General features: G+C 51.8%; 22 protein-coding genes. 10 read left to right on the plus strand and 12 right to left on the minus strand.

Annotated features, from left to right (window positions below; genetic code table 11):
- The first annotated feature begins 15 nt into the window (after positions 1-15).
- Both pdxK and GYMC52_RS17695 read left to right on the plus strand, forming a co-directional pair.
- The gene (pdxK, locus tag GYMC52_RS17690; protein ID WP_013524863.1) at positions 16-831 is read left to right on the plus strand and encodes a pyridoxine/pyridoxal/pyridoxamine kinase; all 816 of its coding nucleotides are present in this window, start codon (positions 16-18) and stop codon (positions 829-831) included.
- Between the two features lie 152 nt (positions 832-983).
- Positions 984-1,844 carry a carbon-nitrogen hydrolase family protein gene (locus GYMC52_RS17695; protein ID WP_013524864.1) on the plus strand — a complete coding sequence of 287 codons (861 nt, stop codon included), beginning with the start codon at positions 984-986 and terminating at the stop codon, positions 1,842-1,844.
- Positions 1,845-1,898: 54 nt separating this feature from the next.
- Here the strand turns inward: GYMC52_RS17695 and putP are convergent, their stop codons facing one another.
- Complete coding sequence (gene putP, locus GYMC52_RS17700) at positions 1,899-3,356, minus strand: sodium/proline symporter PutP (RefSeq protein WP_013524865.1); 1,458 nt, start codon at positions 3,354-3,356, stop codon at positions 1,899-1,901.
- A 392-nt stretch (positions 3,357-3,748) separates the two neighbouring features.
- On the opposite strand from putP, the gene GYMC52_RS17705 reads away from it, so the two are divergent.
- The 3 genes from GYMC52_RS17705 to GYMC52_RS17715 all read left to right on the plus strand — a co-directional run bounded on the left by GYMC52_RS17705 (position 3,749) and on the right by GYMC52_RS17715 (position 6,017).
- Positions 3,749-4,570, plus strand: coding sequence for a basic amino acid ABC transporter substrate-binding protein (locus tag GYMC52_RS17705; protein ID WP_013524866.1), 822 nt, complete (start codon positions 3,749-3,751; stop codon positions 4,568-4,570).
- A 71-nt stretch (positions 4,571-4,641) separates the two neighbouring features.
- Positions 4,642-5,298, plus strand: a complete 657-nt coding sequence (locus GYMC52_RS17710; protein WP_013524867.1) for an amino acid ABC transporter permease — start codon at positions 4,642-4,644, stop codon at positions 5,296-5,298.
- Positions 5,295-6,017, plus strand: a complete 723-nt coding sequence (locus GYMC52_RS17715) for an amino acid ABC transporter ATP-binding protein (protein WP_013524868.1) — start codon at positions 5,295-5,297, stop codon at positions 6,015-6,017. Before GYMC52_RS17710 ends, GYMC52_RS17715 begins: the two co-directional genes overlap by 4 nt.
- Positions 6,018-6,260: 243 nt before the next feature.
- Here GYMC52_RS17715 and qoxD read toward each other — a convergent pair whose 3' ends face one another.
- The 5 genes from qoxD to GYMC52_RS17740 form a co-directional block, all read right to left on the minus strand.
- Positions 6,261-6,560 (minus strand): cytochrome aa3 quinol oxidase subunit IV, encoded by a 300-nt coding sequence (qoxD, locus tag GYMC52_RS17720; protein ID WP_013146682.1) that lies wholly within the window; start codon positions 6,558-6,560, stop codon positions 6,261-6,263.
- 2 nt (positions 6,561-6,562) lie between these two features.
- Positions 6,563-7,177 (minus strand): cytochrome aa3 quinol oxidase subunit III, encoded by a 615-nt coding sequence (gene qoxC, locus GYMC52_RS17725; RefSeq protein WP_013146683.1) that lies wholly within the window; start codon positions 7,175-7,177, stop codon positions 6,563-6,565.
- Between the two features lie 3 nt (positions 7,178-7,180).
- Positions 7,181-9,127, minus strand: a complete 1,947-nt coding sequence (qoxB, locus tag GYMC52_RS17730; protein ID WP_013146684.1) for a cytochrome aa3 quinol oxidase subunit I — start codon at positions 9,125-9,127, stop codon at positions 7,181-7,183.
- A gap of 17 nt (positions 9,128-9,144) precedes the next feature.
- Entirely contained in the window at positions 9,145-10,050 is a 906-nt protein-coding gene (qoxA, locus tag GYMC52_RS17735; protein ID WP_013146685.1) for a cytochrome aa3 quinol oxidase subunit II, read from the minus strand.
- Positions 10,051-10,301: 251 nt separating this feature from the next.
- Positions 10,302-11,045 carry a TrmH family RNA methyltransferase gene (locus GYMC52_RS17740; protein ID WP_013524869.1) on the minus strand — a complete coding sequence of 248 codons (744 nt, stop codon included), beginning with the start codon at positions 11,043-11,045 and terminating at the stop codon, positions 10,302-10,304.
- A gap of 231 nt (positions 11,046-11,276) precedes the next feature.
- Between GYMC52_RS17740 and GYMC52_RS17745 the strand changes: the two genes are divergently transcribed.
- Positions 11,277-12,665: an amino acid permease gene (locus GYMC52_RS17745; protein ID WP_011232925.1), complete on the plus strand. Its 1,389-nt coding sequence runs from the start codon at positions 11,277-11,279 to the stop codon at positions 12,663-12,665.
- Between the two features lie 140 nt (positions 12,666-12,805).
- On the opposite strand, the gene GYMC52_RS17750 is transcribed toward GYMC52_RS17745, so the two are convergent.
- The gene (locus GYMC52_RS17750; protein WP_013524870.1) at positions 12,806-14,185 is read right to left on the minus strand and encodes an ATP-binding protein; all 1,380 of its coding nucleotides are present in this window, start codon (positions 14,183-14,185) and stop codon (positions 12,806-12,808) included.
- 183 nt (positions 14,186-14,368) lie between these two features.
- Here GYMC52_RS17750 and GYMC52_RS17760 point away from each other — a divergent pair, with 183 nt between their 5' ends.
- Positions 14,369-15,895, plus strand: a complete 1,527-nt coding sequence (locus GYMC52_RS17760; protein WP_013524871.1) for an FAD-dependent oxidoreductase — start codon at positions 14,369-14,371, stop codon at positions 15,893-15,895.
- A gap of 192 nt (positions 15,896-16,087) precedes the next feature.
- Positions 16,088-17,050 (plus strand): mannose-6-phosphate isomerase, class I, encoded by a 963-nt coding sequence (gene manA / locus GYMC52_RS17765; protein WP_013524872.1) that lies wholly within the window; start codon positions 16,088-16,090, stop codon positions 17,048-17,050.
- A 163-nt stretch (positions 17,051-17,213) separates the two neighbouring features.
- On the opposite strand, the gene GYMC52_RS17770 is transcribed toward manA, so the two are convergent.
- A complete protein-coding gene (locus GYMC52_RS17770) occupies positions 17,214-18,368 on the minus strand; it encodes a glycerate kinase (RefSeq protein WP_013524873.1) in 1,155 nt (384 codons plus the stop codon).
- A gap of 66 nt (positions 18,369-18,434) precedes the next feature.
- Here GYMC52_RS17770 and GYMC52_RS19535 point away from each other — a divergent pair, with 66 nt between their 5' ends.
- Together GYMC52_RS19535 and GYMC52_RS17775 are read left to right on the plus strand one after the other, a co-directional pair.
- Positions 18,435-18,863, plus strand: coding sequence for a hypothetical protein (locus GYMC52_RS19535; protein WP_144319754.1), 429 nt, complete (start codon positions 18,435-18,437; stop codon positions 18,861-18,863).
- A 215-nt stretch (positions 18,864-19,078) separates the two neighbouring features.
- On the plus strand, positions 19,079-20,317 hold the full coding sequence (locus GYMC52_RS17775; protein WP_013524874.1) for a GGDEF domain-containing protein: 1,239 nt from the start codon (positions 19,079-19,081) through the stop codon (positions 20,315-20,317).
- An 80-nt stretch (positions 20,318-20,397) separates the two neighbouring features.
- On the opposite strand, the gene rlmH is transcribed toward GYMC52_RS17775, so the two are convergent.
- From rlmH to GYMC52_RS17790, 4 genes are all read right to left on the minus strand, one after another.
- A complete protein-coding gene (gene rlmH / locus GYMC52_RS17780; RefSeq protein WP_041468625.1) occupies positions 20,398-20,877 on the minus strand; it encodes a 23S rRNA (pseudouridine(1915)-N(3))-methyltransferase RlmH in 480 nt (159 codons plus the stop codon).
- Between the two features lie 84 nt (positions 20,878-20,961).
- On the minus strand, positions 20,962-21,114 hold the full coding sequence (locus GYMC52_RS18245; protein ID WP_011232932.1) for a CxxH/CxxC protein: 153 nt from the start codon (positions 21,112-21,114) through the stop codon (positions 20,962-20,964).
- Between the two features lie 61 nt (positions 21,115-21,175).
- Complete coding sequence (locus GYMC52_RS17785) at positions 21,176-22,396, minus strand: S1C family serine protease (RefSeq protein ID WP_011232933.1); 1,221 nt, start codon at positions 22,394-22,396, stop codon at positions 21,176-21,178.
- Positions 22,397-22,497: 101 nt separating this feature from the next.
- Positions 22,498-23,292, minus strand: coding sequence for an MBL fold metallo-hydrolase (locus GYMC52_RS17790; RefSeq protein WP_013146695.1), 795 nt, complete (start codon positions 23,290-23,292; stop codon positions 22,498-22,500).
- Positions 23,293-23,297 lie beyond the last annotated feature (5 nt).

Below are 23,297 nucleotides of genomic sequence, written 5' to 3' on the forward strand. Positions count from 1 at the left end.
AAAGGAGTGATCACGATGACGATGCCAAAAGCGTTAACGATCGCCGGGTCAGACAGCAGCGGCGGCGCCGGGCTGCAGGCGGACTTGAAAACGTTCCAAGAGCTTGGCGTATACGGAATGACGGCGATCACGACGATCGTCGCCATGGATCCGCACAACCGTTGGGCGCATCAAGTGTTTCCGGTGGACTTGGCGACGATCGAAGCTCAGCTTGAGACGATCATCGTCGGCGTTGGCGTCGACGCCTTCAAAACGGGGATGCTGCCGACGACGGACATCATTGAACTGACCGCGCGGACGATTGAAAAGCATGGTTTGAAACATGCCGTCGTCGATCCGGTTATGGTGTGCAAAGGGGCGGATGAGCCGCTCCACCCGGAAAATACGGTGTGCTACCGGGAAACGCTCGTACCAAAAGCAACGGTCGTGACGCCGAACTTGTTTGAGGCGGCGCAGCTAGCCGGCCTGCCGCGCATTGACACGGTTGAAGACATGAAGGAAGCGGCCGGGCGCATTCATGAGCTTGGAGCCCAATACGTGATCGTCAAAGGCGGGCGGAAAATTCCGCACGACTATGCGGTCGACGTCCTTTACGACGGTAAAACGTTTGAGCTGCTTGAGTCGGAACGGATTGACACGACGTATACGCATGGCGCCGGCTGCACGTTCTCGGCCGCCATTGCCGCCGAACTGGCGAAAGGCCGGCCGGTGAAAGACGCCATTGCGACGGCCAAAGCGTTCATCACCGCCGCCATCCGCCACTCGTTCCCACTCAACGAATACGTCGGGCCGACGCATCACGGCGCGTACCGCCGCTACGGCGAACAATAGACAAGGCCTCGTCCTTGTCTTTCTCCGCAACTCCCCTCCTTGGAATTAGGAAGGGAGCGAGGCCTGCGCATACCGAAAAAGCAAATGCCTCCAAACGATTTGCATGGCGCTAAAATAGATGCCATATGGAAATAGAAAGGAAGGTTCCGCCATTGCGCGTCTCGGCTGTCCAATATCATCTTCATACCATCCGTTCGTTTGATGAATTTGCCGCGCAAGTGACGCATTACGTCAAAACGGCGCAAGAGTTTGACGCTGAGTTTGTGTTGTTCCCGGAATTTTTCACCACCCAGCTGCTCTCGATTCCGCTTGACGACGGACGGCAAGCGACGATTGATGACTTGCCGAATTATACCGAAAAATACACCGAGCTGTTTGTGTCGCTCGCTAAAGACACCGGCATGTATTTGATCGGCGGCACGCATGTCATCCGCCAAAACGGCAAGCTGTACAATGTCGCTCATTTATTCACGCCGGATGGGCACATCCATCAGCAGGCGAAATTGCACATCACCCCGACGGAAGTGAACGAGTGGAATATCGCTCCAGGCGACGGCGTGCATGTGTTTGAAACGGACAAAGCGACGATCGCCATTTTGACGTGCTATGACATCGAGTTTCCGGAAATCGTTCGCATGGCGCGCGCCAAAGGGGCAGATGTCATCTTCTGTCCGTCGTGCACCGATGACCGGCACGGGTTTTACCGCGTACGGTATTGCTGCCACGCGCGGGCCATCGAAAACGAAGTGTATGTCGTCACGACCGGCACGGTCGGGTCGCTTCCGACGGTCGACTTTATGCGCGCCAATTTCGGCCAAGCGGCCGTCATCACGCCCAACGACATCCCGTTCCCACCCGGCGGCGTGCTTGCGGCCGGCGAGATCAACGACGACATGGTCATTACGGCTGACCTCGACTTATCGCTTCTTCGCAAAGTGCGGGAAAAAGGATCGGTCGCGACATGGCGCGACCGGCGCATCGACTTGTACCCGGATTGGAATCAAGTGAAATAGTCCTAAACGACAAAAAGGGTGCCCCTGCGCAAGGGGACACCCTTTTTCCTATTTTTAGGACAGCAACTGCTTGAATCGATCAAATTGTTCAGCTACTTTCCCTTCTGGCTCCTTCGTCAGCAAGCTGACGATCACAATCGCTGCCAAGCTGGCGGCAAAACCGGGGATCATTTCATACAACAGCCCTTTTAAGTAGGCGGATTGCGTCCAAAGAATGACCGTCAATGCCCCAGCGACCATGCCGGCGAGCGCCCCCCATTTCGTCATCCGCCGCCAGCATAAGCTCAACAGAATAACTGGGCCAAACGATGCGCCAAATCCAGCCCACGCATAGCCGACCAAGTTTAAAATCGTGTCGTTTTTCGTGTACGCCAGCGCCGTTGCGACAATGGCGACAATGAGCACCGACAAACGCCCGACGAAGACAAGCTCCTTATCCGAAGCCGCGCGGCGGAACACGACTTTATACAAGTCTTCGGTCAGCGAGCTCGACGTGACGAGCAACTGTGACGAGATCGTGCTCATAATCGCCGCTAAAATCGCCGCCAGCAAAAACCCGGTAATAATTGGATGGAACAAAATGTGCCCGAGCTTAATAAATACCGTTTCCGGATCATCAAGTTTCATGCCGCGCTGCGAAAAGTAAGCGATTCCAAAAAGACCGGTCAACATCGCCCCGACAACGGAGAAAATCATCCAGCCCATGCCGATGCGGCGGGCGCTTTTCATTTCTTTCACCGACTTAATGGCCATAAAGCGGACGATAATGTGCGGCTGGCCGAAATACCCAAGCCCCCAGGCGAATAACGAAATGATGCCAAGAACACTCGTTCCTTTCCATAAGTTCAACAAGTTGGGATCGATGTCGCGGATCGTCTCAATCGTATCCACCGGCCCGCCTGTATGGAACAGCGTCACCACCGGCACCAGAATCAACGCAATGAACATAATCGTCCCTTGCACAAAGTCCGTCCAGCTGACGGCCAAAAAGCCGCCAAACAGCGTGTAAGCGACCACAACGCCGCCGACGATCCACAAGCCCGTATGATAGCTGACGCCAAATGAGTTTTCAAACAGAACGCCCCCTGAAACAAGGCCGGACGATACATAAAACGTGAAAAAGACCATAATGACAATGCCGGATGCCATGCGCAACAATTTTGTGGCATCACCGAATCGGTTTTCTAAAAACTCTGGAATCGTAATCGAATCGTTCGCCACTTCTGTATAGACGCGCAAGCGCGGCGCAACGAACAGCCAGTTTGCATAAGCGCCAAGCGTCAAGCCGATGACGATCCATGCGGCGCTCACTCCATCGATATACATCGCCCCCGGCAGCCCCATGAGCAACCAGCCGCTCATGTCCGAAGCCCCGGCGCTAAGCGCGGTCACCGCCGGCCCGAGCGTCCGGCCGCCAAGCATATAATCGGACAAATTCGACGTCCGTTTATACGCCCAATAGCCGATCCACAGCATGCCAACTAAGTAGACAATGACTGAAAATAAGACCATGTCCTGCTCCCCTTCCTTTGTTGTCTTGTCACCTACACTCTTATCATAATGGAACAAATAATATTTATACAATAGTATTTATTTTTTTCCAAATCCGATAAAATAAAAGAAATTTAAAAAAAGATGTACAACACTATCTCTTTCTGATATAATATTTAGTAAATTCAGAATCATCCATAACCGCAACTCCCTTTCATGAACATTATTTCATAAAAATTCAATCCGTTTTTATTTATCAGGATAAAACCATTGATAAAATACATATTTTCCTATTAAGGAGTGGATACCAAAATGTTCAAACAATTATTTTTATAAAACCTATTGCATAACCAAAAAAATATTGATAGTATGATAATCGTTCATCGACAATGATTTCAAAGGGGGATTTTCACATGCTTAAAATGAAGAAAGGTTTATTCGTGGCTGTTGTTGCCGCGTTGCTGATGGCGCTCGCTGCCTGCGGCGGCAAGTCAACGGAAACAAGCTCGTCATCGGGCGGCGATGGAGGAGCAACAAAGAAGAAAGTTGTTGTAGGAACAGATGCAGCGTTTGCGCCGTTTGAATATATGCAAAAAGGGAAAATCGTTGGGTTTGACGTCGATCTTTTGGATGCCGTCATGAAAGCAGCCGGCTTAGATTATGAACTGAAAAACATCGGCTGGGATCCGCTGTTCGCTTCGCTGCAAAGCAAAGAGGTCGACATGGGGATTTCCGGCATTACGATTACAGATGAACGGAAGCAATCGTATGACTTTTCTGATCCATATTTTGAAGCAACGCAAGTCATCTTAGTCAAACAAGGCAGCCCGGTGAAAAACGCTCTTGACTTAAAAGGGAAAACGATCGGCGTGCAAAATGCGACAACTGGTCAAGAAGCAGCAGAAAAGCTTTTTGGGAAAGGCCCTCATATTAAAAAATTCGAAACAACAGTCGTTGCCATTATGGAGCTGTTAAACGGCGGCGTCGATGCTGTTATCACCGACAATGCAGTGGCGAACGAATATGTAAAAAACAATCCCAATAAAAAGCTGCAAGTCATTGAGGACCCGAAAAACTTCGCTTCAGAATATTATGGTATGATCTTCCCAAAAAACAGCGAATTGAAAGCAAAAGTGGACGAAGCATTAAAAAACGTCATCAACAGCGGCAAATACACCGAAATCTATAAAAAATGGTTTGGAAAAGAACCGAAGCTTGATCGATTAAAACAATAATAAGCGTGCGAACAAAGAAAATGCGTAACTACCCGCAAGTTACGCATTTTTCGTAGAGAAAGGTGAGAACGATGGATTTTCGTTTTGATATTATTGTCGAATACGCCCCTTACTTTTTCCAAGGTTTGCTGGCAACAATTGGCGTTTCATTGGCTGGCATCATTTTCGGCCTCATTCTCGGCTTGTTTATCGGTCTCGGCAAAATGTCAACCAACCTCCTCGTACGGTTGCCCTTCTCATGGTACATTAACTTTTTTCGCGGCACGCCGCTTGTCGTGCAAATTTTGCTCGTTCACTTCGGTGTCATGCCGCTCTTTTTCGCCCAACCAAATGGCATCGTGTCTCTAGCTGTCTCCCTTTCGCTCAATTCAGCTGCGTATGTAGCAGAAATTTTCCGCGCCGGCATCCAGTCCATCGACAAAGGGCAAATGGAAGCAGCCCGTTCGCTTGGCATGACGCACGCGCAGGCCATGCGCTACATTATTTTGCCGCAGGCGCTGAAACGGATGATTCCGCCGTTTGCCAACGAATTTATCGTCTTGATCAAAGACTCGTCGCTTGGGATGGTCATCGCCGCCCCGGAAATCATGTATTGGGGCAAAGCGGCCGCTGGTGAGTATTACCGCGTCTGGGAGCCATATTTAACAGTCGCGTTCATCTATTTAATCTTAACGCTTTCCTTAAGCAAATTGTCACATTATCTTGAAAGGAAGTATTCAACCCAATGATCGACGTACACCAGTTGAAAAAATCGTTTGGATCGCTTGAAGTGCTGAAAGGGATCAATGTCCATATTCGCGAAGGGGAAGTGGTCGTTGTCATCGGGCCGTCCGGCTCGGGGAAATCGACGTTTTTGCGCTGCTTAAACTTGCTTGAAGATTTCGATGAAGGTGAAATTATCATTGATGGCATCAACTTAAAAGCGAAAGATACAAACTTAAACAAAGTGCGTGAAGAAGTGGGCATGGTGTTCCAGCGCTTTAACTTGTTTCCGCATATGACGGTGCTGAACAATATCACGCTGGCACCGATGAAAGTGCGCAAATGGCCGCGTGAAAAAGCGGAAGCGAAGGCGATGGAGCTGCTTGACAAAGTCGGGCTGAAAGACAAAGCGCATGCCTACCCGGACTCCCTCTCCGGCGGACAGGCGCAACGCGTTGCCATCGCCCGGGCGCTCGCCATGGAACCAAAAATCATGCTGTTTGACGAGCCGACATCAGCGCTCGACCCGGAAATGGTCGGGGAAGTGCTCTCGGTCATGAAGCAGCTGGCCAATGAAGGGATGACGATGGTTGTCGTCACCCATGAAATGGGCTTTGCCCGCGAAGTTGGCGACCGCGTCCTGTTTATGGACGGCGGCTACATTATCGAAGAAGGCAAGCCGGAAGATTTGTTCGACCGCCCGCAGCACGAGCGGACAAAAGCGTTTTTGTCAAAAGTATTGTAAAACGCGTCTTGCCGTGAATCGGCAAGGCGCTTTTTGTAGTTAGCGCAAAGCCGCGCTCTCATCTATGGCCATCGGCCAGCATTCGCTGATTAAAGCAAAGGCAAACCCGGCTGGCCAAAAACAAAAAAACGCGCCAGTCAGCCTTCAAACGGGCCCAGCCAAAGCGTTGCAGTCCATCCGTCCCCAAACACCGACGCTCTCTCATTATGAAAAAAGCCGGCCGAATCCCCGGCCAGCCTCGCTTTACAACACAAACTGCATCACCCAAATCGAACCGGCGACAACGACAATGGCGATAAAGAAGCTGTACGCCATGTTGAATGTTTGAATGCGGCCGCTGTCGCTTTCGTTGACATGCATGAACATAAACAGCTGCAAGCTTGCTTGAATCACCGCAAACACAACAATGATGACAATGACCGCTTTGAGCGGCAGTCCGGATGAGAGCGCCACCCAAAGGGCGGCAAACGTCAAGACGAGCGACAACAAAAACCCAATGATATGTTTCCACGGAAATGATTCGTGATGGCCGTTCGTGCCCATGGTTAGATCACCATCCCTAACAAATAGACGAGCGTGAAGATGAAAATCCAAACGACGTCCAAAAAGTGCCAGTACAAGCTGACAATAAACACTTTCCGCGCTGTTTTCGGCGTAAAGCCGCGCTGGAGGAGCTGGATGATGATCAAAATCATCCAGCCAATTCCTAAACTGACGTGGGCGCCGTGCGTGCCGACGAGCACGAAAAAGCTTGATAAAAATGCGCTCGTCTGCATCGTCGCTCCTTCATGGACGTAATGGATGAACTCGCGAATTTCAAACGTAATAAACCCGGCACCGAGCAAAAGCGTCACAAGCAACCAAGCGATGAGCCCGCTTATGCGGCCGCGGCGCATTTCAAAAATGGCCAACCCGCACGTAAAACTGCTCGTTAAAAGCAACAGCGTTTCAATCAGAACGTCTTTTACCTCAAACAGCTCCCCTGCCGTCGGCCCCGAGCCGGTCCGTTGGAACAAGACGAGATACGTCGCAAACAGCGTCGCAAACAACGCGACTTCCGCCCCGAGGAAAATCCAAAAGCCCAATATGTTCAACCGACTCTCTTGCGTCCGATACTCCAACGGCAGCGTTTCATCATAGCGATGTGCAGCTTCTCCCATTCGTTACGCCCCCTTTCGCGCCGCCTGCTCCATTCGTTTAATCTCATCAACCGGAATATAGTAGCCATCATCGTCTTCAAATGAGCGGAGAATCAATCCAAGCACAATGAACAACGCGCCAACAATGGCCAACGCAAACCATTTGAACACGAGGCCGAACCCGGCGACGAAAAACGCCACCGACATCCAAAACGGGCGTCCTGAGTTGCTTGGCATATGGATCGGCTTCAAGTCTTCTTCTTTCACTTGGAAGCCGCCATATTTTTTCTTCATCACCCAATATGCATCCACATCTTCGACAACCGGCGTCACCGGGAAGTTGTAATGCACCGGCGGCGACGCGGTCGCCCACTCGAGCGTCCGCCCGTTCCACGGGTCGCCGGTCATGTCGCGCTCGCCGTAGCGCGCGCTGTAATAAATGTTATAGCAAAGCACAATGAACCCGATGCCCATCAAAACCGCCCCAACCGTCGCGACGACGTTGAGCGGCGTCCAGCCGAGACCAGCCGAGTACGTGTACATGCGGCGCGTCATCCCCATCAACCCGAGGAAATACATCGGGAAGAAGCAGACGTTAAACCCGATCATAAACAGCCAAAACGTCCATTTGCCGAGCCGCTCGTTTAAAATATGGCCAAACATTTTCGGATACCAGTAATGCAAGCCAGCAAAGCAGGCGAACACCGTACCCGCGATCAACACGTAATGGAAGTGGGCGATGAGAAAATAGCTGTTATGGTATTGATAATCGGCCGCGGCCATTGCCAGCATCACACCTGTCACGCCGCCGATGACAAAGTTCGGAATAAACGCCAGCGACCAAAGCATCGCTGTTGTAAAACGAATTTTCCCTTTTCGGATCGTAAACAGCCAGTTGAAAATTTTCACCCCGGTCGGGATCGCGATCGCCATCGTCGTGATCGAGAAGGCAGAGTTCACTGCCGGCCCTGCGCCCATCGTAAAGAAGTGGTGCACCCAAACGATAAAGCTCAGGAACGCAATGCCGACGATCGAACCGACCATGGCCTTATAACCAAACAAGCGTTTTTGGGCAAACGTGCTGACGACCTCCGAGAAAATGCCGAACGAAGGCAAAATGACGATATACACTTCCGGGTGACCCCAAATCCAGAACAAGTTCGCCCACAACATCGACATGCCGCCATTGGCCATCGTGAAAAATTGCGTGCCAAATACGCGGTCGAACGTCATTAATGCCAAGGCGACGGTCAATACCGGGAAGGCGAAAATAATAAGCACGCACGTAATGAGAATCGTCCACGTAAACATCGGCATGCGCATCAACGTCATGCCTGGCGCGCGCATTTTTAAAATCGTGACAAGGAAGTTGATCCCGGTCATCAATGTTCCGATCCCGGAAATTTGTAAAGCGACGGCGTAATAGTTGTTGCCGACGCCATGGCTGAATTCGTTGCCGGCAAGCGGGAAGTACGCCGTCCAACCGGCATCCGGCGATCCGCCGATGACGAACGAAATGTTAAACAGCAACGCACCGAAGAAAAAGAGCCAAAAGCTTAACGCATTCAAATATGGAAACGCGACGTCGCGCGCCCCGATTTGCAGCGGAACGACAATGTTCATCAAACCGATGATGAACGGCATCGCCATAAACAAGATCATAATCGTCCCGTGCGTCGTAAATATTTCATTGTAATGCTGCGCGTCAAGAAACTTCATGTTCGGCGCGGTCAGCTGCGCCCGCATCAAAAGCGCATCGACGCCGCCGCGGAAGAGCATCAAAACTGCGCAAATAATGTACATGACGCCAATCTTTTTATGATCCACCGTCGTGAGCCATTCGTTCCACAGCCATTTCCATTTTTTAAAATATGTCAACACAAACACAATGCCGACCATCGTCAAGACGATGGCGACATCGGCGGCATAAATGAGCGGCTCACCCGTGACAAAAAACTCGCTCCATTTCATCTTTCGCTCCTCCTTTCCTACTCCCCATGATGATGACTGTTTGTCATCGCTTCATCGCTTTGATCGTCGTTTTTCATTGGCTTTCCATCTGCATGATGGCTGTTTTGTTTCGCATGGTCAATCCATTGTAAGTGGGTGTTCGAAAACGTCATTCGCCCAACAAGCCCCGGTTTTAAAATTTGTGTATATTTTTTCTCATCGAGCTTCGGGGCGGTTTGTTTCACTTCATTTACCCATTTGCGGAAGTCCGTTCCCGTTTGTGCGACGACCTCAAACTCCATATGGGCGAACTTTTCCCCGGAAAAGTTGGCGCTCCGCCCCATGTAGGAACCGGGCTTATCGGCTTGCAAGATCAGCTCTGTCTCCATGCCGTCCATCGCATATTTTTGCCCACCTAATTCCGGCACCCAAAACGAGTTCATCGGTCCGACCGAAGTCAGCTTAAACTTGACCGGCACACCGGCCGGAATATGGACGTAGTTGACCGTTTCAATGTTTTCTTCCGGATAGCTGAAAATCCATTTCCAGTTCGCCGCCGTCACATGAATCGTGATCGGTTTCACTTTCTCGGTCGGCGGCTTTTCCAACGCAAACGTCGCCTTCACTGTTGGAACAGCGAGCGCAGCGACAATCAAAATCGGAATGGCCGTCCAGACGACTTCAAGCAACGTGTTCCCTTCCTCATCCGGCGGCTCATAGCCGGCATTTTCCGGCTTCTCGCGATAACGAATGAGAAAAACGGCAAATAACGTAAATACAACAACAATAATGAACAACATAAAGCCGACAGACCACATGATCAAATCATACTGCATGCGCGCCACCGGCCCTTGTGGATTGAGCACGGCCGTGCGCTCCACGCAGCCCCCAAGCAAAAACAAAAACGGCAAAACCAGCACCGCGCGCCATCTCGCCCGTTTCATCGCTATCGGTCCTCCCTCTTCCGCCCCAACCATTTCGGGGCCTTCCATGCATTTTCTTTTGTCTCTACCATATCAAAATTGAAAATGTTTGAAACGAATGAGCGAAAAAGTTCATAAATCAGCAAAACATTTGTCACAAACTGTTCAATCATTGTTCAACAAATCGCCACTTGTTTTCCTCGTTTAGGGAAATATTGATGAGAAAGGAGAGTTGCGGAAAAGCCCGCCATAAAACAAGACAGCTGAATTCTTTATGAAAAAGAACCCAGCTGTCCTTCGTTCGTTTGAATGGCATATCCTTGTTGCTGCAACTGTTTACGAATGCGTGGGTTTAACGTTTGCCACATCCATTGTTCATACAACGCCTTTTTCTCTCCAGGCAATAAATAGTAGTGTCGGCCGGCCTGGCGGCGCGCCCGCTCGGTGACATCATAGAGCGCTAACGCAGCGGCGACGGAAATGTTAAAGCTTTGCACAAAGCCGTACATCGGAATGACAAACGTTCCGTCCGCCAAGCGGAGCGCCTCTTCCGACACGCCGCTATGCTCGTTGCCAAACAACAGCGCTGTCGGTTGGGACAGATCGATGTCGGAAACCGGAATCGTCCCCTCACCAAGATAGCTTGCATACACTTGATACCCTTGACTTTTCAAATCGGCAATGGCCGTTTTGATATCTGGCTTATGGTGGAGCGTCAGCCACTGATCGGCATAGCGCGTCACAAGCCGGTTCGGCGAAAACGGCGCCTTTCCCGTCACGATATGAACGTCTTGAACGCCAAACGCTTCAGCCGTCCGCAGCACCGCCGCTTGGTTATGCGGGTCATCGACCGCTTCGATCAAGACGGTAATATAGCGGGTGCGCTCATTCAAAACCTCATACATCCGCCGAAGCCGCCTTGGCAAAATCATTTCCCAAACCGGACGCGTCGATTCGGTGATCAGCCCTTCTTGCCGCAGCTGTTCCAAAAATGATGTCGCTTCCCGTTCTTCCACAACGCATCCCCCTTTCCAAGCCTAGCGTATTCTGTGTTTCCCATTGTACAAAATGACAGGATGCCAAGGCAATTCATGTATTTTTAAATACTATTCAGATTATTAAATATATAATAACTTGAAAACATTGCTCATTTACAACCTCTTTATCTATCGGTTAGTATTATAATGTAAGCGCTTCAAAAATACTTTTTCAAAAAATATTATTTATTATCAAAAGGAGGAGAAACAATGGAGCAAAAACAGCCGCAATTGCATCGAGGCTTAGAAGAACGGCATATCTCGCTCATGTCGCTCGGTGCGGCGATCGGCGTCGGCTTATTCCTCGGTTCGGCGTCCGCGATTGAAATGGCCGGGCCGGCGATTTTGCTCGGCTATGCAGTCAGCGGCGCCATTATGTTTTTCATCATGCGCGCGCTGGGGGAAATGGCCGTCGAACACCCGGTCGCTGGTTCGTTCAGCCGCTATGCTTATCAATATTTAGGTCCGCTCGCTGGCTACTTGACCGGCTGGAATTACTGGTTTTTATGGGTGGTCACATGCATCGCCGAAATTACAGCTGTCGGCATTTACATGCAGTTTTGGTTCCCGGACACGCCGCGCTGGGCGTGGGCGCTTGCCGCGCTGGTGCTCATGACGTTCATCAACTTTCTCGCGGTGAAAGCGTACGGGGAGTTTGAATTTTGGTTTGCGTTAATCAAAATCGTGACAATCGTCGCCATGATCATCATCGGCCTTGGCATGATCCTCTTTGGCATCGGCAACGGCGGCGTCGCCACCGGCATCAGCAATCTTTGGAAGCACGGCGGCTTCTTCCCGCACGGGATCAGCGGCGTTTTGATGTCGCTGCAAATGGTCATGTTTGCGTATTTAGGCATCGAAATGATTGGCGTAACAGCTGGGGAAGTGAAAAACCCGCAAAAATCGTTGACAAAAGCGATTAACAGCGTCTTTTGGCGCATTTTGATCTTCTACGTCGGCGCACTGTTTGTCATCATGTCCATTTATCCGTGGAACGAAATTGGCGAAAAGGGAAGCCCGTTCGTGCTGACGTTTGAAAAAATCGGGATTCACGCCGCGGCTGGCATCATCAACTTTGTCGTCTTGACCGCCGCCTTGTCGTCATGCAACAGCGGCATTTTCAGCACCAGCCGGATGCTGTTTAACCTCGCCGAACAGCAAGAAGCGCCGAGCGCATTCGGCCGGCTGACAAAGCGCGGCATTCCGGGCGCGGCCTTGATCGCCACTGCGCTTGTCATGCTTGTCGGCGTATATTTGAACTACGTATCGGAAAAAGTGTTCCAATGGGTGACAAGCATCGCCACATTCGGCGCCATTTGGACGTGGGCGGTAATTTTGCTGTCCCAGCTGAAATTCCGCAAACAGTTGAGCGCGGAACAAGCACAACGTCTCACGTTCAAACTTCCGCTTTATCCGTACAGCTCATACGTGTCGCTTGCCTTTTTGATCGGCGTTGCCGCCCTAATGGCGTATTTCCCGGATACGCGCATCGCTTTGATCATCGGCCCAGCCTGGCTGCTGCTTTTGACGGCAGTATACTTCGCCAAAGGAATGCATCGTCGCCAGCATGGCCAAGCCGAAGAAAAGCAAGCTGGATGACAAGTCCGATCAAAAGAGAGGGTGTCCCCATCCTTGCGGGACACCCTCTTTATAAAACAAAAAGCAGGAAATATGCAATCGCAGACGCCATCCTTCCGATCGGTGTATTTCCGTTTGGATCATGACTCGCTTTCATCCTTTCATTCATCAACCGCTATGTAGGCTTGGCGCGGATGATTGGGCTGATCCGGGTATTTTAAGCGGATTTTCCCTTCCTCCAACAGCTTTCCTAAATAATTGTTGCGCAATCCATCCGGCGTTCGTTCGAGCAGCTCAGCCAGCTCTTTCAGGCGCAGCGGCCGCTCGCGGCATAACCGAACGATCAATTGTTCCATGACCGCTGGAGCCAACCGTTTTTTTCGCCGTGCCAATTCTGCCATCTTCCATAGCCGTTCGTCGATCGTTTCCCCTTTTTCGTTGCTGTCATGCATACTGATGTCGTTGTTTACGGAGCTAAGCAAGCTATTTACGAACTCCAGCCCCTTATTTATAGAGTTCGACGTTCTATTTACGTAGTCAGACTCGTTTTTTATGGAGTTCGACCCGATGTTTACGGGGTTTTTGGTTATATTTCCGGAGTTTTCTTCGTTGTTAACGGAGTTGGTGTCTATACTTACGAAGTTTAGTTCGTTAGTTATGAAGCTCTCGGTTTCCTGTCCGCTGTCCGGATCCAGCCATTCGGGTTCCGGCTGTTCCAGCTGTCCAGCCGGTTCTGTTTCCATTGTTGCGCTCATTTCAGCTGGAAATTGCAGCGGACACAACACAACGATTGTACGGTCTGGATTCGTTTGCTGCGAGATATCGATCGGGCAAGCAAGCGCCTGTTCCTGCATATCGCACATTCGCTTGAGGCCCGATCCCGCGCGTTTGCATACGTCGATCAGCAAAAACATTTTAAAAATATTCGGGTTGCGCAAATTGCTCGTATGCCCCGCCATTGCCGCTTCAATCGGGATGCGGAACCGTCCCGGGTTGGCAAAGCGAAATGAACGATCCTCTTTTTCGACGGTGATGCCGCCTTCCTCCCCATAATCGGCATGAACGATGGCATTCGCAAGCGCCTCGCCAAGCAGAGCGCGCCCTTCATCCGCCCAAACGTGACGCTCCAGCTCAGCCAACACGCGAAAATAAAAATCGTAAATGTTGCCCGACCATGTGCCGTCTTGTGATGTGAACCGCTTCGTCCATCCTGCCGCTTCACCGTCAGCGTGCTCTCGATATTCCAAAAAGTATTGCGGCAGCACCTCGGTGATGATCCGCTCCTCACTGAACATCAACAATCCCGCGAGCGTCAGCCCTTCTTTGCTGCTGTCGCGCAGCTTGCCCCACGCGCCGATTTTGTATAAAAATTCTTTTGTCTCGAGCCCGTTCCACGGATGGCCCGGTTTCACCCGAGCAAACCGCTCGCGGTAATGGCTGACGGTCTCGAAATTGAGCTCACTTAAGCTGTAATGCTCTAAAATCAGGCTGTCTGCCAGCGCATGGGGGCGTTCATGAAACGAATTTGTATATTTATTCACTCCCGATCTTCCTTTGACGTTATTTTTGCAAAACAGTTTGATTCTCTTTTTCTATTGTACCATCTTTCCTTCTCCTTGCGGATAGTTGCCAAAAAAAGAAAACGGTTGTGGATATGTGGAATAGTTCGCCCGATAAAAGGAAAACTACAGAAGACAACATTGACATGCAAGGAGGAGGTAATCATGTCGTCCCTTCCTTCCACCGTAGAGCCTTACTGGCGCGACTCCGTTTCGCTTCCGTCGTTTCCGAAACTCGATGCGGACATTTCCGTCGACGTCGCAGTCATCGGCGGCGGCATTTCCGGGATTACAACAGCGTATTTGCTGTCGGCGCAAGGGGCGCGCGTCGCCCTTCTGGAAGCCGACCGGCTCCTGAACGGCACGACCGGCCATACGACAGCGAAAATCACCGCCCAGCACGATCTCGTCTATGATGAATTTCTTAACCATTTCGGTGCAGAAAAGGCGCGGCTCTATTATGACGCCTGCATGGACGCACTCCAGTTTATCCGCCGCACGATCGAAGAACAACAAATAGACTGCGACTTTTGCGAGCAAGATGCCTATATTTATACGACGTCTTCCTCTTCTTTCCAAAAACTAGTGAAAGAATGGGAAGCGTACGAACGGCTCGGCATTGACGGCGCCTTCGTTGAGTCGATCCCGCTCCCGCTGCCGGTGGCGGCAGCGGTCGTGATGAAGAGGCAGGCGCAATTTCATCCGCTCAAATATTTGGCCAAGCTCGTCGATTCGATCACACAGGCTGGCAGCGCCATTTACGAACACACACCAGCGGCGGATATTGAACAAGGAAAAAGGATGACAGTCATTACGCGAGACAAAAAACGGGTTGAGTGCGACCATGTCGCCGTCTGTTCTCACTTTCCGTTTTACGACGGCGGGTTTTACTTTTCGCGCATGTACGCTGAACGGTCGTACGTATTGGGAGTGACGATCACTGAACCGTACCCGGGCGGCATGTATTTAAGCGCCGATGAACCGAAACGCTCGATCCGCTCCGCAGCGGCAGGCAGCGAGACGCTTATCCTGATTGGCGGCGAAAACCATAAAACCGGCCAAGGCGTGCCGACGATGCGTCATTACGAGGCGCTGTCCTCGTTCGCTTCGCAGCTGTTTACGGTGAACGACATCCGTTACCGTTGGTCCGCCCAAGATTTGACGACGCTGGACAACGTGCCGTACATCGGCCCGATGACGGCAGGGACGCCAAACATTTATGTCGCGACAGGGTACCGGAAGTGGGGGATGACGAACGGGACGGTCGCCGGGATGCTTTTGTCTGACCTCATCCTCAACCGCGACAACCGATACCGCGACTTGTACTCCCCGTCGCGCTTTTACGCTGATCCAAGCATGAAGCAGTTTTTCACGACAAACCTTGACGTCGCCAAACATTTGCTGGAGGGAAAGATCGAACCGGTTGTCCGCCGGCCGCAAGATTTGGCGCATGGCGAAGGGGCGGTTGTCTCGGTCAACGGAAAGCGGGCTGGCGCCTATAAGGACGAAGCCGGGGTGCTCCATGTCGTCGACACGACGTGCACCCATATGGGTTGCGAGCTGGAGTGGAACAGCGGCGACCGGACATGGGACTGCCCATGTCATGGCTCGCGCTTCTCGATCGATGGCGATGTTATCGAAGGACCGGCGAAACAGCCGCTCGCGCGCATTGAACTTGATGACGCGAAGTGACGCGCTGACGCAGGACGGCGGCGCGTGCAGAACATCGTCGCAGTCGGCATGTCGACCTTGAGTTCCAATGGGGGTTGGGAGCGTATGTTCCTAACCCCCCTTATCGTTTTCATTTGCCGATGGCGCATTTCGTGATAAGATGAAAATTAGAGTGGACTGCATGTTGTATGATGTTTTCGGGAGGGATGACGCATGGACCTTGAACCGATTTTTCTCACCCCTGTCTTCCAAGAACGGATTTGGGGCGGCACGAAGCTCGCCGAACGATTCGGCTACGACATTCCGTCTTCGCAAACCGGGGAATGCTGGGCGGTGTCCGCCCATCCGCACGGGCAGACGGTCGTCGCCCGCGGACCGTTTGCCGGGATGAAGCTCGGACAATTATGGGAGGAACGCCGCGATTTGTTCGGCCACTTCCCGTCTGACCGCTTCCCACTGTTGACCAAAATTTTGGACGCCAACGCCGACTTGTCAGTCCAAGTCCATCCGGACGATGAATACGCCAAAACGCATGAAGGCGGAGAACTCGGCAAAACGGAGTGTTGGTACATCATCGACTGCAAGCCGGGCGCTAAGCTCATTTACGGCCATTATGCAGAAACGAAAGGAGAGCTGCGCGCGATGATGGAAGCGGGGGAATGGGATCGTTTACTTCGGAAAGTGCCGATCCGCCCCGGCGACTTCTTCTATGTCCCGAGCGGCACGATCCACGCCCTTTGCGAAGGGACGCTCGTCCTTGAGACGCAGCAAAGCTCAGATACAACCTACCGCGTCTACGATTACGATCGCGTCGACAGCCAAGGGCGGAAGCGCGAGCTTCATCTCGAGAAAGCGATTGACGTCACGACCGTCCCGCATCGCGACATCGATGTCCACCCCCATGTCGCCGAATTTCCCGGCGCGACGGTGACGACCTTCGTGGAAGGAGACTACTTCGGCGTCCAAAAATGGGACGTCCATGACGCGTTCGCGTCAGAACAGACGAAACCGTTTCTCATCGTCAGCATCCTAAAAGGCGAAGGTGAGCTCGTTCATCATGAGCGGATATACGCGATCCGCCAAGGCGACCACTTTATTTTGCCGCACCAATTTGGCCGGTTCACGATCCGTGGGATGCTTGAGGCGATCGCCTCATGGCCGCGGGCAGGCAAATAAACGACTGACTGCCTCAACCAATGGGTTGCAACATACAAAAAAGGTGTCCTCTTGCCTTTGGGACACCTTTTTCTATTGTCCACCCGAGAAGAGGACAGCTGAACAAAACATGCCGTTCAACAGTAGGATTTCACCCATGAAGAAATCCCATCATCTTCCCCGCTTAGGAGGAAAATGTCCCTTTCATTTGACCGAGACGATACACAGAGGCAATATGCCGCGCCGTTTGTGTCACATAATGTTCTGCCTGCTCCAACGCTTTTTCAAGCGGCACGACGCCGGGCACGATCGTAAACAGCGCGTCGATGCCATGATCCAACACAACGGCGCTGTCGTCGCCCAACGACCCGGCGATGCCGATGACGGGGACGCCGAACTGTTTCGCTGTCTTGGCGACGCCGATCGGCGTTTTGCCGAACACCGTCTGTCCGTCAATCCGCCCTTCGCCGGTGATGACCAAGTCAGCGTCTTTGACGCGCTCCGCGAGCTGAACCGTCTCGATCACAATCTCCACGCCGCGCTTTAGCTCGGCCGGGAGAAACGCGAGCAGTCCCGCCCCCAACCCGCCGGCCGCACCCGCTCCCGGGATGTCGCCGACTTGTTTGCCGAGATCGCGTCGGATGACATCTGCGTAATGCGCCAAATTCCGGTCGAGAACGGCGACCATGTCCGGTGTCGCCCCCTTTTGCGGACCGAAAATGGCCGACGCTCCGTTCGGACCGGTAAGCGGGTTGTCGACGTCGCACGCCACGTCAATGCGGACTCCCCCAAGACGCGGGTCGAGACCGGACAGGTCAATCGCATGCAAATCGGCCAGCGCGCCGCCGCCCGGACCGATGTCGCAGCCGTCTTCGTCCAAAAGCCTTCCCCCGAGCGCCTGCACCATGCCGGCCCCACCGTCGTTCGTCGCGCTGCCGCCAATGCCGATGATGAGGTGGGTGGCGCCGGCATCCAGCGCTGCAAGGATCAACTCCCCTGTCCCTCGCGTCGTCGTCACCAATGGGTTGCGCCGGTCGCGCGGGACAAGGTGCAGCCCTGAGGCGGCGGCCATTTCAATCACCGCCGTCTTCCCATCGCCAAGCAAACCAAAAAACGACCGCACCGGCTCGCCGAGCGGCCCGGTCACTTCCGTTTCGACGATGCGGCCGCCGGTCGCATCAACGAGCGACCGCACCGTCCCTTCCCCGCCGTCGGCCATCGGCACCTTAACGTATTCCGCCTCCGGAAACACCGTGCGAAACCCACGCTCGACCGCCTCGGCGACTTCGAGCGCAGAAAGGCTTTCTTTAAATGAATCAGGGGCAATGACGATTTTCATTCTTTTTCCCTCCTCTTTTGTCTCCATCCAAACCTTGGAAACGAAAAGTCATCGGAAACGGCTGTCTTGGCACAAACGATGACAATAGCCTCCACTATAAGTTGTTCGCCAACCGAAGCGCTGCTTCCTTTGAGCGCAAACAAATCGCCAACATACTTGCGCCACGAACAAGCCATGGCTGCTCGTAGCCGTCATAAGCGGGAAAAGAGAAGCGCCAAACACCTCAGCCGCCGCAATCGTATTCGGATTCGGCGATATGATATTTCCGGCCTTTCCGTCGCCGACAACACCGCAATGACGCTAGCTGTACTGGAAGAATCACCCATGCTTTATCTGCTTCCCTTTTCATTCAGCGAAACAAGCACGATCCAGCTGTATTGTTCACGAAAGAATCGGCATCGATTGGAACCAACCTTCACTCAATATGTGTCAAATTTTGTGGAAAAAAAGCGAAAAACAATGCCATTTCGTCTATTTTCACAATTATGTATATAGTACTATAATAGATGTAACCATATATTCGTTTGTTCCAATTGGGAACATGTTGATTCTATAAAAAAGACGGTTTCCAAATTCACCGTTCTCCATCGTCTGCTATAATCCGTATTTTTGCTGAAAGCCACTGGCATGTGAGAGGTCTTCCTCTTTTTGGAATCACTTCATCAACGACGAAGTTGTCAGAGGTCAGATTTATAGGAGAGAGAGCCGAGATGTTACTCCGAGCACGACCGATTATTTTTGCTGTTTTTTCCGCGTCCATTGCTGTTGTGTTTGTGTCAAAGCCGCCTTCCTTCGATCGCACCTATGTCATCGCTTTGCTGTTTTACTGGCTGTTTTCCAGCTTGTATTCACACTTGCGCGTCATAGACAAAACGAAAAACAATATTCCCGTTGATTACGGCATTAACTACAGTTTATCCTTCTCCTTATTTGCCGGCCCGTTCGGGCTGTTTATCTTTGAAGCATTGTTTCGCTTGACTGAACATATAGCAAAAAAATATTTGAAAACAGCGGAACCCGATGAATGGCTGCACACATTGTACAACATTGGTTCATTTGTGACGTTCAATTCGCTCGCGTTTGCCTTATACGATCTCCTTGGTTCGCTGTTTCAGTCTATTCCGTTCATTGGCTTCTGGCTGCTTTTATTCCTGCTCGTCATCGTCGTTTCCTTTTTGACTGACTGTTGCCTGATCATCATTTTTTATATAACCGGCGACATTCAGACACAGCGCGAGGCGTTGGATTTTATTAAGACGAGAAGCTGGATGGACATGGGAAAAACGGCGCTGACAAACGGTCTGTTATTTCTCTTTTTGCAAGAACAGCGGTGGGATATGCTTTTGAGCTTATTTTTACTCAATTACTTCGTCAGCCGCTCGTTTTTTTCCAAATCGCAAAGCATCCAGCATAAACTAGAACGCGACCACTTCGAAAAAATGGCCTACACCGACTTTTTGACCGGCGTCCACAACCGCGCCTACATGGACCAAACAATCGCCAAGCTAAACGGATCCGGTGAATGGATTGGCGTCGTCGTCGCCGATATCGACAATTTTAAAACGATCAACGACACGTATAACCATGCCGTCGGCGACGAGGTGATCCGCCATTTCGCCTCAACCTTGAAACAGTTTCTCAAAGAGGGCGATTTTTTGTTCCGCAGCGGCGGTGAAGAATTTACGATGTTTTTGCGTAATCGCACGTTTGAAGAGAGCGTCCGGCTTGTCGAGGAGATTCGAGAAGCAGTGCGCCGCAGCACCGTGTTGGTCGATTATATGGCGGCGAAACGTCCCATTGCCTATACGTCGTCGTTCGGTCTTTACTTTTGTCAAGCAGAAGGAACGATGTCAATTGAAAAAGCGTACATTTATGCCGACCATTTATTGCTCCGTTCGAAAGAAAGCGGCAAAAATAAAGTATCAGCCCAATGCGGGGGAGTTGCATAAATTAGGCGGCTCTCCCTTGACTTTTCCTTAGCGCAACCTAAGGTGAAGCAGTTCAATTAGTAAATAAACGGAAATTTCCCTTACTTATGATACGGTTCCCCGCGGTTAATGCGAAACGCACGATAAATCTGCTCGAGCAAAATGAGGCGCATCAGCTGGTGTGGAAACGTCATTTTCGAAAACGACAGCGTCTCATCGGCGCGCGCCATCACTTGTTTGCTTAAGCCAAGCGAGCCGCCGATGACGAACACCACTTTGCTTTTGCCGTAGGTGGCGAGCTCATCGAGACGGGCGGCGAATTGCTCGGACGATTTCATCTTCCCTTCAATCGCGAGCGCGATGACGTGGGCGTCATGCGGAATTTTCGCCAGCAGCCGTCCTCCCTCGCGCTCTTTGATTTGTTCCTCCTCAAGTTCGCTCGCCCGCTCCGGCGTTTTTTCATCAGCGACTTCGATGATGTCGATTTTGGCGTATGCGGACAGACGCTTTGTATATTCATTAATTCCAGCGATTAAATATTTTTCCTTCAATTTACCCACAGCGACAATGGAAATATGCACAAACAACCCCTGCCTTATAAACAGCTTATCAACAAGATTTATCCACATATACACAACACATATCCACATGTTGTGAAAAAACTGTTATCCTCCTACGACATATACAGCTTGTTTCGAGCAAAAATAGCACTGTTTTTCGCTGTTGTCCACAGGCAGGAGATCCGGCGCCTGTTCCGTTTCATCTACATATTGATCAATGGCGATGTCGACATGTTCTTCACATGTGAATATCATCATTCTCGCCCCTTTCCTTGTGGAAAAAAGAAGGAGCGTTTCCGCTCCCTCCATCCGTTTTCGTTTAATACGACTCGCGCGCCAGCTTCATCGTGACCGTGCGTTTTTTCCCATCACGATAAAACGTAACTTCCATCCGGTCACCGATCGATTTTTTCGTATATAAATATTTGCGCAAATCAAGCACGTTGCGGATTTTTTCGCCGTCAAGCGCCACGATGACATCAAACTGTTTTAAGCCCGCCTGTGCGGCCGGCGACATCGGCACGACTTGAATGACCGCCGCTCCTTCCGTTACGTTCGGCGGCAAATGGAGCGTCGCCTGCAAATGGTACGATGGGATGTCGCTCAGCGAGCGAAGTTCAACGCCCATATACGGACGGCGCACTTGTCCGTATTTTTCCAAGTCCGAAATGATCGGAATGGCCGTGTTGATCGGGATCGCGAACCCGATGCCTTCAACCGCCTCTTGGGCGATTTTCATCGAGTTGATGCCGATGACTTGCCCTTTGATATTGACGAGAGCGCCGCCGCTGTTGCCCGGGTTGATCGCCGCATCTGTCTGCAATACTTCTGCATTCCAGTCTGGAGCGCCGTCTTGGTCCAAATCGACTTCGACCGTCCGGTTCGTTCCGGAAATAATGCCTTGTGTCACCGAGCCGGCAAACTGCAAGCCGAGCGGGTTGCCGATGGCAATGACCGGCTCCCCTGGCTTCACCGTATCGGAGTTGCCGAACTGGGCGACTTTTTTCACATGCTTCGCGTCAATTTCCAAGACGGCTAAATCCATAAGCACATCGCTGCCCAGCAACTTCGCCGGCACTCTCGTCCCATCTTTGAGGCTCACTTCCAGCTGACTGGCGTTTTCAACAACATGATGGTTCGTGACGATAAACGCCCGGCCTCCCGCTTTCTTGTAAATGACGCCCGATCCGACGCCAGCCTCGCCTCCTTGCGACCAGAAGCTGGCTTCTTGAATGTTGACAACGCCGACAACCGCATCCGACACTTGGTCGATCGCCTTTGTCACCGCCGTCGTCACATCAACGGAAACACTCTGCCGAATCGGTGGAGTTCCATTTTCCTCTGTTTTTGGCTCTTCCTCTGCTCTTTGATTCGGCACAACATCATACGGGAGGATATCCCAACGGGAAAGCGCCGGAATGGACATGAGGACGAGCAACCCTCCTAACACGGCGCCGACAAGCGCGGAAACAAACGATCCGCTGCGCCGCTTCCTCCTCGTTTGTTCGTACGGCTCATAATGGTCGTCGTAGTATCCCATGCTCACCATCCTTTCCACATTCGTCTCCATCCCTCATTATAATCATGAACAGGAGAAAAAATCCAACAAATGCGTCTCCCTCAGTTTCGGCAAAACGGGCTTTATACATACGCCAGCGCTGTCGCCCGACGCGGATCGGTATCATACAAACGAAAGCGGGCGCCGACCGCTAAGCCTTTCTGTTCCAACACTTGCGTCACGGTCATGCGCGCCAGCTCTTTCATATTGTTATCTTGGCTCAAATGGGCCAAATAAATTTGCTTTGTCCGGTCGCCGATCACGTCAGCAAGCGCCAAACCCGCTTCCTCATTCGAAATATGGCCGACATCGCTTAAAATGCGGCGCTTGACGCTCCATGGATATCTCCCCATCCGCAGCATGCCGACGTCATGATTGCTTTCAAACACGAACACATCCGCGTTTTCAATCGTCTTTTTGATCCGCTCGCTCACGTAGCCGGTATCGGTGAGCAACGCAAGCTTTTTCCCTTCATAGTGGAAAACGTAAAACATCGGCTCGGCGGCGTCGTGAGAGACGCCGAACGATTCGACGTCAACATCGCCGAACGTCCTTACCGCGCCGAGCGGAAAGACAAATTTTTGCTCGGGCGGAATGTCGCCGACCGCTTGTTCCATCGCCCGCCACGTTTTTTCATTGGCATACACCGGCAGCCGATACTTGCGGGCAAGCACCCCGAGCCCTTTAATATGGTCGCTATGTTCATGGGTGACAAGCAGCGCATCAAGCTGCTTTGGATGGCGGCCGATCTCAGCAAACAACTCCTCAAGCTGCTTGCCGCTCAAACCGGCGTCAACAAGCAGGCGCTGGCGGTCTGTCTCAATGTAAAAGGCGTTGCCGGTGCTGCCGCTGGCCAGCACACTAAATCGCATCGTCATGTTCT

It is taken from the genome of Geobacillus sp. Y412MC52 (assembly GCF_000174795.2).
GTDB lineage: Bacteria > Bacillota > Bacilli > Bacillales > Anoxybacillaceae > Geobacillus > Geobacillus thermoleovorans.